General features: G+C 63.1%; 9 protein-coding genes and 1 riboswitch. All 9 genes read right to left on the minus strand.

The features are described from left to right. Positions 1 to 63: 63 nt before the first annotated feature. Positions 64 to 1,506, minus strand: a complete 1,443-nt coding sequence (locus HMPREF2999_RS08160; RefSeq protein WP_141757061.1) for a hypothetical protein — start codon at positions 1,504 to 1,506, stop codon at positions 64 to 66. Between the two features lie 684 nt (positions 1,507 to 2,190). Next, the gene (gene trpC / locus HMPREF2999_RS08165; RefSeq protein WP_070676228.1) at positions 2,191 to 3,006 is read right to left on the minus strand and encodes an indole-3-glycerol phosphate synthase TrpC; all 816 of its coding nucleotides are present in this window, start codon (positions 3,004 to 3,006) and stop codon (positions 2,191 to 2,193) included. A gap of 14 nt (positions 3,007 to 3,020) precedes the next feature. Further along, entirely contained in the window at positions 3,021 to 4,631 is a 1,611-nt protein-coding gene (locus tag HMPREF2999_RS08170) for an anthranilate synthase component I (protein ID WP_070676227.1), read from the minus strand. Between the two features lie 282 nt (positions 4,632 to 4,913). Continuing rightward, positions 4,914 to 5,390 (minus strand): 6,7-dimethyl-8-ribityllumazine synthase, encoded by a 477-nt coding sequence (gene ribH, locus HMPREF2999_RS08175; RefSeq protein ID WP_070643178.1) that lies wholly within the window; start codon positions 5,388 to 5,390, stop codon positions 4,914 to 4,916. 57 nt (positions 5,391 to 5,447) lie between these two features. Further along, entirely contained in the window at positions 5,448 to 6,236 is a 789-nt protein-coding gene (locus HMPREF2999_RS08180; RefSeq protein ID WP_141757062.1) for a GTP cyclohydrolase II, read from the minus strand. Positions 6,237 to 6,244: 8 nt separating this feature from the next. Next, positions 6,245 to 7,537: a 3,4-dihydroxy-2-butanone-4-phosphate synthase gene (ribB, locus tag HMPREF2999_RS08185; RefSeq protein ID WP_070676226.1), complete on the minus strand. Its 1,293-nt coding sequence runs from the start codon at positions 7,535 to 7,537 to the stop codon at positions 6,245 to 6,247. A gap of 265 nt (positions 7,538 to 7,802) precedes the next feature. Beyond that, positions 7,803 to 9,113, minus strand: a complete 1,311-nt coding sequence (gene ribD, locus HMPREF2999_RS08190) for a bifunctional diaminohydroxyphosphoribosylaminopyrimidine deaminase/5-amino-6-(5-phosphoribosylamino)uracil reductase RibD (RefSeq protein WP_070676225.1) — start codon at positions 9,111 to 9,113, stop codon at positions 7,803 to 7,805. Then, complete coding sequence (gene pnuC / locus HMPREF2999_RS08195; RefSeq protein WP_070676224.1) at positions 9,114 to 9,845, minus strand: nicotinamide riboside transporter PnuC; 732 nt, start codon at positions 9,843 to 9,845, stop codon at positions 9,114 to 9,116. A 375-nt stretch (positions 9,846 to 10,220) separates the two neighbouring features. Continuing rightward, positions 10,221 to 10,419, minus strand: a riboswitch (FMN riboswitch). Between the two features lie 1,216 nt (positions 10,420 to 11,635). Continuing rightward, on the minus strand, positions 11,636 to 12,907 hold the full coding sequence (fabF, locus tag HMPREF2999_RS08200) for a beta-ketoacyl-ACP synthase II (protein WP_070676223.1): 1,272 nt from the start codon (positions 12,905 to 12,907) through the stop codon (positions 11,636 to 11,638). Positions 12,908 to 12,938 lie beyond the last annotated feature (31 nt).

A 12,938-nucleotide genomic window follows, 5' to 3' on the forward strand; every position in this document is an offset into this window, starting at 1 on the left:
CCACGGAAGCCACACTCCCCCGCTTCGTGTGTTTTGGTCGCCCTCTCCAAACAACTAACCCTTCTAGGGCAGCAGCCAGACGGGACCAATCACGTCCGGGCCGCCCCAGAGCAGGCGCATCCACAGGGCGGAGCCGAGCAAACCGATGAGCACTAGCAGGAGGCGGTACACGCGGCTCTTCGGCAGGTAGGCGGCGACCAGCAGCGACAGGGGGAACAGCGGCAGCAGAATACGGAACGTAGACGACGTCGGGAGCCAGAAGATGAACAGGTATCCGGCGTAGCAGGCGGTCCACAGCCACAGGGCGGGGTGCAGCAGGGTGCGGGTGAACTTCTGCGACATCCACCAGTAGAAGCTCAGGATGAGGAGCACCAGGGCAGCCCACATGATGATGGCGGGTACGGAGCCAACGTAGTAGAGGTTGAACTGGTGGACCCACTGGGCGAAGTACTGGTGGCCGTCTTCGACCTTGCGGAAGCTCCAGCCGAGTTCCGTAGCAAGATAGGCATCGGGACGTCCAGTGCGCAGAGCCGCGTGCAGGGGGTGTACGAATGCGAAGCTGCAGACCAGTAGGGCACCGAGGAGCTGGCCGATGCGTCCGCGGAACGCAGCCCACGCATCCGACAGGACGGACTGCGAGGAGTCATCGGTGCGGCGTGCAAGGTAGTCAGAGACGGTGCACCACAGCCACCACAGGCCGACAAATGCACCGAGCGGCACACCCAGCGGGCGGGACAGCGCCGCCAGAAGAGCTACGGGTAGGAGCAGGATGTAGCGTTCACGCGCCACACACCAGACGCTCAGGGCAAGGAGCAGAGTGGAAAGAGCCTCGGCGTAACCGGTGACGAAGATGGGGCTTGCCGGGCTGAACGCGTATACGGCGAGCGCCCACAGGGCAATGCGGTTGCGGGATTCATCGCCGACGAGTGCGCGGGTGTCGAAGACGCCGCGGGCACGCCAGTTCAGGGAGCCTACAAAGATGCGGTAGAGTACGACTGCCAGGGCGAGGCCGGCGGCGAGGCTGACTCCAACTGCGGCGAGGCGGTACTCGATACCGAAAATGTCAGCGACTTTACCGCTGATCATTGAGTGGAGGGGCATGAATGCCCAGGAGTTGAAGGATACGGACCCGTCGGCGCGCAGGGGCAGCTCGGTGGGGTACCACTCTTTGTAGATGCCCTGGTACCAGCCGGCGTCCCAGATGTTGAGGTAGGAGAGGAGGCCGTTGTGGTTTTTGTTTTCGTGGCTGAGGGGGTTTCGCTGGTCTTCTGCGAGCGAGTAGGCGAAGGTGCCGAGGTGGGTTGCGCAGGCTAGCGCCCAGATGATGAGGGCGGGGACCCAGGTGCGCCAAGCGGCCAGTTTCTGGGGGTTGGTTGACTCGGTGTTACGCATCCGGGTTTCAGCTGAGGGACGTGACGCTTCGAGGGCAGGCACGGGACCGGTGGAGGAGCCGGATGAGAGGTCGCGTTCGATGAAGGACGTAGATTTTCCTGGGGATTGAGCCATAAGTATTCTCGCGAGTGTAGTGTGGACGCATGGTGGATATTCCGGCACCGTATCGATTGAATCATGTCTATTAGATACGGCGAGTGCTGCCCAATCCAAAGCGGGTGGTGCAGTTTGGTGAAATATCCATGTGTAGACTATCAACGAACTGACTGCGTCTCAATATGAACGTGCTATTCCTGCTGATTATGACGAAAGAGATGGGTGAAGCCGGTGCCCGGTTCCTGTGAGGTGACAGGAACCGGGCACCGGCTTTATGCGTACGAAAGGTGAGCTGGCAGCATCGCCCGGCCCCAGGCCAACCTCTATACCCCAGCCCGAGGCGAGCTGATCAGAGAAGGTACCCACGTACCAAGCATCTATTTCAACCAACCCAAGGCGAGCTAACTAGAGAAGGGAACCACATACCAGCCTCATATACCCAAGGCTGCGGCGAGCTACCCCGAGAAGGTACCCACCTACCGACCCCTTCTATCACCAACCCGAGGGGTAGGCGACCTAGAGGGCGTACCGGACACGCGACGGGGCTCCCTCCTCGAGGCGGCTGGGTTCTTTGAAGGTTAGGGCGCCGAAGAGGGGGCACTCCCCCGCAAGCGGCGTCCGGTAGAACCTCTCCAAACAACTAACCCACGGAAGCCTCACTCCCCCGCGAGCGTTGTCCGGTACGCCATCTCTTAGCGACCCCTATCGGGTCACAGGCACCTTGGAAAATTCGCGTACGGTACCTTCGGGGTCGCCGGAGCGTACCAGTGCTTCACCGATGAGTACGGCATCGGCGCCGGCGCCGGCGTAGGCGCGTACATCCTCGATGCCGGCAACGCCGGACTCAGCAACCTTGATGACGGAGTTGGGCAGGTGCGCCGCGAGGGATGCGTAGTGTTCGTTGTTGACCTCGAGGGTCTTGAGGTTACGCACGTTGATGCCCACGATCTTGGCGCCGATGCGCTGGGCGACCTCGATTTCTTCGGGAGTGTGGGTTTCGACGAGGGCGTTCATGCCGAGCGATTCGGTGAGTTCGAGGAACTCGCGCAGGGTCTGCTCGTCGAGGGCTGCAACAATCAGCAGGACCAGGTCGGCGCCGTGTGCGCGTGCTTCCCAGATTTGGTATTCGTCGACGGTGAAGTCCTTGCGGAGTACGGGGATGTTCACGGCGGCGCGGACTGCGTCGAGGTCGGCGAGGGAGCCGTTGAAGCGGCGCTGTTCGGTGAGTACCGAGATTGCTGCGGCGCCACCTGCTTCGTAGCGTGCGGCGAGCGCGGCGGGGTCGGGGATTTCGCCGAGCGCACCCTTGGAGGGTGAGGAGCGCTTCACCTCAGAGATAATGCGTGCAGTCGTGCCGTTGCCGCCGCCGGGCACTTCACCGCGTAGGGAGGCGAGCGCATCGCGGGCGGGCGCGGCTGCGAGGGCGCGCTTCTTCATTTCTTCGAGGGGAACCTGCTGTACGCGGGCGGCGAGGTCTTCGCGGACGCCGACGATGATCTCGTCGAGAACGGTGCTCATGGTGTCTCCTTGGGTTACTTGGTGGCGTTTACGGCTGCGTCTGCGTCCAGGGGTGCCAGGCCGGAGGCGGTCAGCACGGCGCGCAGCGGGGCGGCGGACTTGTTGACGGTTTCGAGGGTTTCGGAGTCCGGGTTGGAGTCCATGACGAGGCCTGCACCTGCCTGTACGTAGGCGGTGCCTTCCTTGAGGACGGCGGTGCGGATGGCGATTGCCATGTCCATGTTGCCGGCGAAGTCGAAGTAGCCGCATACGCCGCCGTAGACGCCGCGGCGGGTCGGTTCGTATTCGTCGATGAGCTGCATGGCGCGCGGCTTGGGCGCGCCGGAGAGGGTGCCCGCCGGGAAGGCGACGCGCAGCACGTCGTAGGCGCTGAACTGCGGGTCGAGTTCGGCGCTGACTGCGGAGGAAATGTGCATGATGTGGCTGAATCGCTCAATGATCATGAACTGGTCAACGGACACGGTGCCAGGCTTGGCGATGCGTGAGAGGTCGTTGCGTGCCAGGTCGACGAGCATGAGGTGTTCGGAGCGTTCCTTTTCGTCGGCGAGCAGTTCCTCGGCGAGTGCGAGGTCCTCTTCGCGGGTTGCGCCGCGCGGGCGGGAACCGGCGATGGGGTGGGTGCTGGCGATGCCGCCCTTGAGGGTGACGAGCGCCTCCGGGGAGGAGCCGACGATGTGGAAGGGGGTGCCGTTGCTGTCTTCGAAGTTGAAGAGGTACATGTACGGCGAGGGGTTGGATTGGCGCAGTACACGGTACACGTCGAGTGCCTTGGCATTGGTTTCGGCTTCGAATCGGCGTGAGAGCACGATCTGGAAGACGTCGCCGTCGATGATGTTCTTCTTGGAGCGGTCGATGGCGTCCTTGAAGCCCTGTTCGCTCCAGGTGAGGGTGACATCTTCGCGGACCTTACGGTCAATGTCTGCCACGCCGGAGAGAGTGGAGGTGGTTGCGGCGGCGCCGCGCTGCAGGCGGCGGAGCATGCTGTGCAGGCGTGCAACGGCGTCCTCGTAGGCGCCGTCGACGTTTTCGCTGGTGCCGTTGAAGTTGATGGCGTTGGCGACGAGCAGGACGGTGCCGTCCTTGTTGTCGTGGATTGCCATGTCGGAGACCATGTTGAGCGCGAATTCGGGTAGGTTCACGTCGTCGTCGGGCGGGAAGGGCAGGTGTTCCCAGTGGCGTACGACGTCCCAGCCGAGGTAGCCGACCAGGCCGGAGGTGAGCGGCGGCAGGGTCGGGTCGGGTTCGGTGTAGAGCATCTGCAGGGTCTTGGCGATGGCTTCTACGGGGTCGCCGTCGACGGGTGCGCCGGCGGGGGTGCGGCCCTGCCAGTGGACTGCGCCGTCAACGGTGGTGAGGGTGGAGCGAGAGGATGCGCCGATGAAGGAGTAGCGGTCCCAGGCTGCGGATTCGCCTTCTGCGGAGATTTTGGCGGATTCGAGCAGGAAGGTGCCGTGGGCTGCTTCGACGGGTTCACCCTGGTCGTTTTGGAGTACGAGGGAACGGTAGATGCCGATGGGGGTGAGTGAGTCGGCGAGGATTTTGATGTGTACGGGAATGACGCGGGTGCCGGCTGCGCGGGCGCGGAATTCTTCGAGGCTGGGGGTGATGGTGCCCAAATCCTGCATTGCTGTACTCCTTGGTGTTGGGTTGGGAGCGCGTCGGTGCGCTGTGTCCCTTAGCTGCCGCGCGGGGGTTTACCGGTACATGGGGTTTTACCGGTGCATATGTGCCGGCGTGTATCTCTCTGGCGCATACCTGCCAGATCCATAGACGCCCGATAATGCCTGATAAATCCCGGTAAGCCCGGTGCGCGGGTTGTTTCAGTTTAACCGGTGCTGCGGCCCAGTTCCACGGTAAAGATTCAATAGTTCTCTTCGTGAAACTGAGCCGCGTACCGTTCAGCCGTGTTAGTTGCTGAACTGCTTGAGGGTTGCTGCGGTCTGCAGTGCCGCTGCGGTCGCCTCGTAGCCCTTATCTTCGTTAGAGCCTTCCAGTCCTGCACGGTCGAGTGCCTGCTGCTCGTTGTCGCAGGTGAGCACGCCGAAGCCGATGGGGCGGCCGGTCAGCACGGACACGTCGGTCAGGCCGTTGGTTGCGCCCTGGCAGACGTAGTCGAAGTGGGGGGTGCCGCCGCGGATGACCACGCCGAGCGCGACGATTGCGTCGAACTTCTCAGCGAGGCGGGTCGCTGCGACGGGCAGCTCGAAGGTGCCGGGAACGCGCACGAGGGTCGGCTCGATGCCTGCTGCGTAGGCGGCGCGCTTAGCACCGTTAATGAGGCCGTCCATGACCTCGGTGTGCCAGCTTGCCGCTACGATTGCGAGCTTGAAGCCCTTGTAGTCTTCGGGGTTGAGGGTGGTGTCTGCTGCGCCTACGCCGCTCATTGTGTTCTCCTTGTGGATTTTGGGTTTTTGAAAAATTAGGGGTTTGCAGGGGTGCCGCTACGCGCTTTTGAGCACGTGGCGCATACGCTCACGCTTGGTCTGCAGGTAGTGTGCGTTCTCAACTCGGGCGGGAATTTCGTCCGGGATGAGCTCGGTGACCTGCAGGCCGAGGCTTTCGAGCGCCTCCTGCTTGGCGGGGTTGTTGGTCACGAGCCTCAGCTCGTTCACACCGAGTTCCTGCAGGATCAGTGCCGCCTGCGAGTAGTCGCGCATGTCGCCGTCCAGGCCGAGCGCCAGGTTCGCGTCGAGGGTGTCGAGCCCGGCATCCTGCAGCGCGTAGGCGCGGAGCTTGTTGACCAGGCCGATACCGCGTCCTTCGTGGTTGCGCACGTAGATGAGGTACCCACCGGTGCGGCCAATGATGCGCAGGCCGTTCTCCAGCTGAGGACCGCAATCACATCGGAAGGAACCGAAAATATCGCCGGTGGCGCATTCGGAGTGGATGCGCACCGCGGGCACTCCCCCGTCCTCGGCGGGTACGGGGGTGCCGTCACGGTCGAGGGCGCGGGCGCTGATATGCTCGGCACCGTCCGCAAATCGCCAGGCGCGCAGACCAAACAGGCCCTGCGGGGTGGGTACGGCGACCTCTTCGGTGCTTTCGACCAGCAACGGGCTGGGGTTGGGCACCATGTCGAGGGGGCTGACTCGGTAGCCTTCAGCGAGCTGGGAGGCGATGCGCAGGGATTCGGCGCTGAGCTCTTCAGCCTGCGCCTCAACCGGCTCGGCCAGGATGCCCGGCTCCGCGGGAGTGCCTGGCGTTGCCTGGGTATTAGGGGTTTCGCTCATGCGTTCTCCTACGCCTTAGGTACGTACTTGATGAGGTCTTCGATAGAGATCATGGGCAGGTTGTGCTCGGTTGCGAAGGCGCGCAGTGCGTCGAAACGCATCATGGAGCCGTCGTCGTGCACGACCTCGGCGATAACGCCCACGCCGGACAGGCCCGCCGCGCGGGAAAGTTCCACTGCGGCTTCGGTGTGACCGGGGCGCTCCGCCACGCCGCCGTCAACGGCGCGCAGCGGGAAGATGTGGCCGGGGCGGGTGATGTCCGCCGGGGTCGAGGATGCATCCGCGAGGATCTGCACGGTGCGTGCGCGATCTGCCGCGGAAATGCCGGTGCTCACGCCGGATGCCGCATCGCAGGAGACGGTGTAGGCGGTGCCCTTGGGGTCTTCGTTGTTGGTGACCATGGGCGGCAGGTTCATCTCGTCGGCACGCTTGTTGCTCAGGGGTGCGCAGACCACGCCGGAGGTGTAGCGGATCATGAAGCCCATCAGCTCGGGGGTTGCGTGCTCGGCGGCGAAGATGATGTCGCCTTCGTTTTCGCGGTCTTCGTCGTCAACGACGACCACGGCGCGACCTGCGGCGATAGCGTCCACTGCGGTCTGCACGCTGTCGAGGACGCTTGCAGCGTCGGCGCGACGCGGCGCAACCTGCTCACCGGAGTGCGCAGAGTCAGCCTGGGGCACGCCTGCGAACGCGGTCAGACGCTGCACGTACTTAGCGAGCGCATCGGTCTCGAGGTTCACGCTGTCGCCGACCTTGAGGGCGCCGAGGTTGGTTGCCTTCAGGGTTTCGGGGATCAGGCCGACCTCGAACCATGCGGGGGTTTCGCCGGGCTCAGAAACGGCGGTAACGGTCAGGGACACGCCAGAAACAGCGATGGAGCCCTTCTCGGCGAGCAGGGGTGCCAGTTCGGTGGGCAGGTTGAAACGCAGGGTGCTCCACGTCTCGTGCGCGGTGACGGATGCGAGGGTACCCACCGCATCCACGTGACCCTGCACGACGTGACCGTCGAGGCGGCCACCGGCGGGCAGGCAGCGCTCCAGGTTGACGGTGTCGCCGGGGTTCAGGTTGCCGAGATTGGTGCGGCGCAGAGTCTCACCCATCGCGTAGGCGCGGAACTGGCCGGGCTGCAGCTGGTCGAGGTCGATAGCGGTGAGGCATACACCGTTGACGGCGAGGGAGCCACCGTGTTCGAGGTCGGCGACGATGTCACCGGCGTTGAGGGTCAGGTAGGCTGCGTCGCTACCTTCGATGGGGGTGATGGATTCTACGGTGCCGAGGGCGCCAATGATTCCGGTAAACATGTGTGCTTTTCCTTTTCTCGCCGTGTCCGCCGGGGCGTCGTCATTGAGGGCGACGGGCGGCGATGGTTTGTTCGTCGGTATAACTATACGTATTTTTCGAATATTCCCCGTGACGGGGAGCTTTTGTGCCAGCATGCGAACCAGCCGACACAAACTAGCCGGGCGCCGGCGGGGTTCCTTGAGGTGCTACTCCCCCGCCCGCGCTCAGCCGAAGGGAGACTAGCCCAAGCAGATGCTAGTCCAGCCGCGACTAGTCCAGCCGCGGCTAATCTAATCTCGGTTCGGGCGCCTGGCAGGCGTCCAGCTTCGGCAGGGTACGCCGTGCACCCGGTTCCTGCGCCGTTCCGCGAGGTGCCGGCACCAGGTGCGTTGCGGTGTCATTGCCGAGCACGCGCACCGCCGGGAACATACCCAGGTCGTCCAGTTGCAGGCGCGGCGCCTGCGCGAGGGTGTCCACGAGCAGACGGTACACGGCGCTCTTGCCCTGCCCCATGATCATGGGGGCGCGGTACCAGACCATCTCGTCGATGAGGTCTTCACCGGCGAAGAGGCCAACCATGCCGGGGCCGCCCTCAATCATGAGGTGCCGCACCCCGCGGGCGTACAGCTCATCGAGCAGTTCACGCGGGTCGTGGGTGAAGACCTGCAGGAAGTTCTGCGGATCCGCCTCCACACCTTCGGGCGGGTTGAGGCCGCGCACACGGTAGTTCTCGGTAATCTCGGTTTTACCCATGACCACGCGCAGCGGCTGCTTCTCGAAGCGTTCCCCGTTGGCGTCGCGCGCGTCCAGGGTCGGGTCGTCCATGAGGGTGGTTCGGGTGCCGATCATGACGGCGTCGGCGCGGTGACGAATCAGGTGCCCGTCAATGCGCGCGGCGGGGCCGGTAATCCACTTGCTCGTGCCGTCAGCAGCCGCGATGAACCCGTCCAGGGTGGAGGCGCTCTTTGCGGTAATGAAGGGGCGGCGTTCGGCGGCGGCAATGAACCAGCGCTCGTTCAGCAGGTAGGATGCGTTCGCGAACTCCTCCATGGCGTGCACGGTGACGCCCTGCGAGCGCAGGTAGGCGGCACCTCCGGCAGCGTTTTCGGTGTCGTCGCTGTAGGCGTAGTAGAGTTCGCTAATGCCCGCCTCGGCGACGGCGTGGGAGCAGGGGCCGGTGCGTCCGGTGTGGTTGCAGGGCTCAAGGCTCACGTACATGCGGGCGCCGGTAAGGTCGGTTCCCGCGGCTCGGGCGGCGGCGAGGGCGTCGGCTTCGGCGTGCGGGGTGCCTGCGCCTCGGTGGTAGCCCACGTGCAGCAGGTGCCCGTGCGCGTCAGTGATGACGGCGCCGACGAGGGGGTTTGCGCCGCGGATGCCCTGGCGTGCCGCCTGCAGTGCCAGGGTCATGGCCTCTGCGTGGCTGAGTTCCTGCTCGGGGTCGGGCAGCTGGAGGGTGCGTGCGGCGGGCAGCCCGGCGAGGTGACCGTACTCCGCGGCGGAGTAGTCCGCATCGTTGCGCGGCGAAGATACGCTCGAGGCGATGGTTACGGGCAGGTGCGCGCTCGCCAGCACCTGCAGCGAGGGGTTCTGCGACATTTATGCACGACCCTTCTGCACGTCGGTTACCTCAACGGTCACGTCGGGGAACTGGGTCTGCACCTGGGTCTTCTGCGCCTCCAGGTTACGGGTGCGCCACCAGACGAAGAAGCCGACCAGGGTGAAGCATCCGTAGAACACGTACATGAGGGAGGTCGCGTAGTAGCCTGCGCTCCACAGCAGCGGCACGCCGACCAGGTCGACGGCAACCCAGATGAGCCAGAATTCAACCCAGCCGCGCGCCATGCCGTAGGTGGCGAGCAGCGAGCCGGTGAAGATCCAAGCGTCGGACCAGACCGGTTCGTAGGATCCGAGGGCGCGGAAGATGGGGGTGAGTAGCAGGGTGCCCGCGACCATGGCGACAACCAGGCCTGCGCGTTCGGTGTTGGTAGCCCACTTGGGGATCACCGCGACACCTTCGGAGGCGTCACCGCCGGCGGCGCGGGTGGCGCGCCAACGATGCCAGCCCCAGATAGAAACAGCAATGAACATGATTTGGCGGCCTGCCTGGCCGAGCATGGTGACGGGGTGCGGGCTGCCGACGAGGGCGCCCAGGAAGACGGTGAGGAGTAGCAGGTTACCGAGAATGCCGACGGGCCACGCCCATACTTTGCGTCGCATGCCGCCGAGCGCCGATGCCAGGCCGAATGCGTTTCCGAGAACTTCGCGCACGAGAAGGGACTGGTCCCCCACATGAATTTGTGCGTCGAAGAGCCACCGCAAGATGTCCATTTGTTTCTTTCCTCTCTGAGTTGGACCGTGTGTCGGATGCGCTGTGTGCGCATCTGCGGCGGCTCCGGGGAGAGGAACAGAAAAGGGCGGCTACCGCGGGCATCTTATGGGGTGCCCGGTATCCGTGGTGAGGCGGGAGCGGCGAATCAGCCAACCGTGGCTGGGACCAGCCGGCTGCGGTCGAGGGGAATAACGTACCGGCACCTAGGAAAGGTGCCTCTCCCCTGTCTCGCAGAAAGCTGTCTCTCAGAAAACCGCTGTGCTCTCGAGCAACAGTTTTTCTAGCAACAGTTTTCTCAAGCAACCGCGTCAGTGCACCCTGCATGCTATCCCGGTTTTCGGGAGGTGCGGCGGAGTGCGCTCCTGCCTTTTTCTGCTCGTGCTACCTTCCATCCAGACTGTACTGTCGGCACCGGATTTTCACCGGTTCGGCCTCTCTTGCGGGCGGGCTTCTCTAGCGGAGTCTTGGCGTCCTGTGCGGATGCGAAGATTCGTACGATTTCTGCCTGCCTGCGAGAGCGGTTCGCGGGCTGTGACCGCCGGTTCGGAATTTCACCGACCCCGGAGCACGATGTTGATACTGATTATGCCACAGCGCACGCCGGGGGTTTAATTTGTTTTCTCTGGGATAACTTCCGTGACAAGATGACGTTTTATGACTGTACTCTCGGCGCGTCTTCAAGACCCTCTCAACAAGCCCTCGCGGTAGTCACTTGCGGGACCGTTTTGAACCTGATTCTTCAATTTTCGGGAATGATTTATCACGGTTTCATAACGGTGGAGAGCGCCAAACAGACCAAAGAGTTATGAGAGCCTCCAGGGGGCTACTCAGAGCACATTGAACACCCGTCAATACCTTTATGACAAGGAATTATAACAATAAGGTTAAATTATTGGTTTAAGGTTTACTCCAGGGGTGATTTAAGGTTATTCTTATCTACAGGAGCTCCCATCACCGATAAACCGGTTCCGTTGAGAGCAACATGATTCGGACCATCCGAGCACTCACATCAAACCCTTAAGCTTCTGCCATTTGAAGCTGGAAAACTGGCCCGCGGACTGCATTCCTGAGGATGGTTTTCACGCAACATCTGCGCGTACTGGATTGCGCAGTATTGCGGCACACGATGTTGATGTGCTTCACCATCGGGAGGCAACCACACCGAATTGTTTTCTCAACGGAACCGGCGTGGGAGCTCTTCCGAATAAACTTCCGGAAGATCGCATGACGTGCGCCTTTGTAAACCTGTACGAGAGGGGCGTTGTGCGTGTCAAACGGTCATAAGCTCCCGTTCTTCTGTCGTCGCCTACCGTGGTGCGCGATGGGGGTTACGGGAACCTTGCGGGATGGTTGATCCCGCGCGCTCTGCATTGTCTTGTGGAGTGTGGTGTGTTTGGGTGGCGTATTCGCAGTGCCGGAGCGAATACGCCACCCGTTTTTAACCTGTGAAACCCTGCCCACCCCAAACTCAGGCGAGCTGCGCACGAAACTCAGCCCCAGACCAGCCTCATATACCCCAGACTGAGGCAAGCTAGCCTGAGAAGGAAACCCCGTACCAAGCCACCTATATTTCCCTACCTCAAGGGATAGGCGACCTAGAGGGCGTACCGGACACGCAAAGCGGGGGCTCCGTCCTCAAGGCGCCCCAGCGCCGCAGAGGGGGCACTCCCCCGCAAGCGTGAACCGGTCCCCCCCCCCAAAAAAACGCATCCAAAACATAACGCTCCCCCAGCTACACACGGTAGTTGAGGGAGCGTTATATCTATATAAGGCTAGAAGCCCTGAGGGATTAGTCCTCCACGGAGCGGAATGCTACAACCGCGTTGTGGCCGCCGAAACCGAAGGAGTTCGACAGTGCCACAATCTCACCGGCGGGCAGCTCGCGTGCCTCCGTCACCACATCCAGGTCAATCTGGGGGTCCTTGTTGTCCAGGTTGATGGTGCAGGGTGCGGTGCGGTGGTGCAGTGCCAGTACGGTGAGTACGGCTTCGAGTGCGCCTGCGCCGCCGAGCAGGTGGCCGGTCATGGACTTGGTTGCGGAGACGGCAATGTTCTTGGTGTGCTCACCGAAGGTTTCGTGCATTGCGGTTGCTTCGGGCAGGTCACCAGCGGGGGTGCTGGTGGCGTGCGCGTTGATGTGCACGACGGTCTTCGGGTCGATGTTGCCGTCTTCGAGGGCTTCGCGCAGTGCGCGGGTTGCGCCGAGTGCTGCGGGGTCCGGTGCGGTGATGTGGTAGGAGTCGGCGGATACGCCGGTGCCTGCCAGTTCCGCGTAGACGCGTGCGCCGCGTGCCTTGGCGTGCTCTTCGGATTCGAGGATGAGCGCTGCTGCGCCTTCACCCATGACGAAGCCGTCGCGGTCGACGTCGTAGGGGCGGGATGCCTTTTCGGGTTCGTCATTGCGGGAGGAGAGTGCCTGCATCTTGGCGAATGCTGCCATGGGAAGCGGGTGGATTGCTGCTTCAGCACCGCCGACGATGACGACGTCTGCCTTGCCACTGCGAATCATTTCAGCACCGAGCTGCATGGCTTCGGTGGAGGATGCGCATGCGGAGACGACGGTCTGTGCTGCGGCGCGTGCCTTAAGGTTCATGGAGACGGCTGCTGCGTTGCCGTTGGGCATGAGCATCGGAACGGTCATGGGGAGGACGCGGCGGGGGCCCTTTTCGCGGAGGGTGTCCCATGCGTCGAGGAGGGTCCACACGCCACCGATACCGGTGCCGAAGGCTACGCCGGTGCGTTCGGGGTCGACTTCTTCTGCGGAGTCGGCGTCGGGGCCGGAGAATCCTGCGTCTTCCCATGCTTCGCGTGCGGCGATGAGGGCGAGCTGGCCCGAGGGATCCAGGCGCTTTGCTTCTACCTTGGTGAGGCGGCCGGATTCGAGGGCGGGCACGGCGAGCTGGCCTGCAATGTATACGGGCAGGTCGTATTCCTTGACCCAGGGGTAGTCGAGGGTGGATACACCAGATACGCCCTTGGTTGCGTTTTCCCAGGTGGTGGGGACGTCGCCGCCAATGGGGGTGGTCGCGCCGAGGCCGGTCACCAGCACTTTTCGAGACATTGTGGCACTTTCTCTTCGGTGGTCGATTTGG

It is taken from the genome of Rothia sp. HMSC066H02, assembly GCF_001814995.1.
GTDB lineage: Bacteria > Actinomycetota > Actinomycetes > Actinomycetales > Micrococcaceae > Rothia > Rothia mucilaginosa.

What these genes read in the sequence shown, in the direction of transcription:
- ribH (WP_070643178.1), bottom strand. Translation starts at nt 5,390, where the DNA reads ATGAGCGGCGTAGGCGCAGCAGACACCACCCTCAACCCCGAAGACTAC.
- HMPREF2999_RS08180 (WP_141757062.1), bottom strand. Translation starts at nt 6,236, where the DNA reads ATGAGCGAAACCCCTAATACCCAGGCAACGCCAGGCACTCCCGCGGAG.
- HMPREF2999_RS08170 (WP_070676227.1), bottom strand. Translation starts at nt 4,631, where the DNA reads ATGCAGGATTTGGGCACCATCACCCCCAGCCTCGAAGAATTCCGCGCC.
- trpC (WP_070676228.1), bottom strand. Translation starts at nt 3,006, where the DNA reads ATGAGCACCGTTCTCGACGAGATCATCGTCGGCGTCCGCGAAGACCTC.
- pnuC (WP_070676224.1), bottom strand. Translation starts at nt 9,845, where the DNA reads ATGGACATCTTGCGGTGGCTCTTCGACGCACAAATTCATGTGGGGGAC.
- ribD (WP_070676225.1), bottom strand. Translation starts at nt 9,113, where the DNA reads ATGTCGCAGAACCCCTCGCTGCAGGTGCTGGCGAGCGCGCACCTGCCC.
- ribB (WP_070676226.1), bottom strand. Translation starts at nt 7,537, where the DNA reads ATGTTTACCGGAATCATTGGCGCCCTCGGCACCGTAGAATCCATCACC.
- HMPREF2999_RS08160 (WP_141757061.1), bottom strand. Translation starts at nt 1,506, where the DNA reads ATGGCTCAATCCCCAGGAAAATCTACGTCCTTCATCGAACGCGACCTC.
- fabF (WP_070676223.1), bottom strand. Translation starts at nt 12,907, where the DNA reads ATGTCTCGAAAAGTGCTGGTGACCGGCCTCGGCGCGACCACCCCCATT.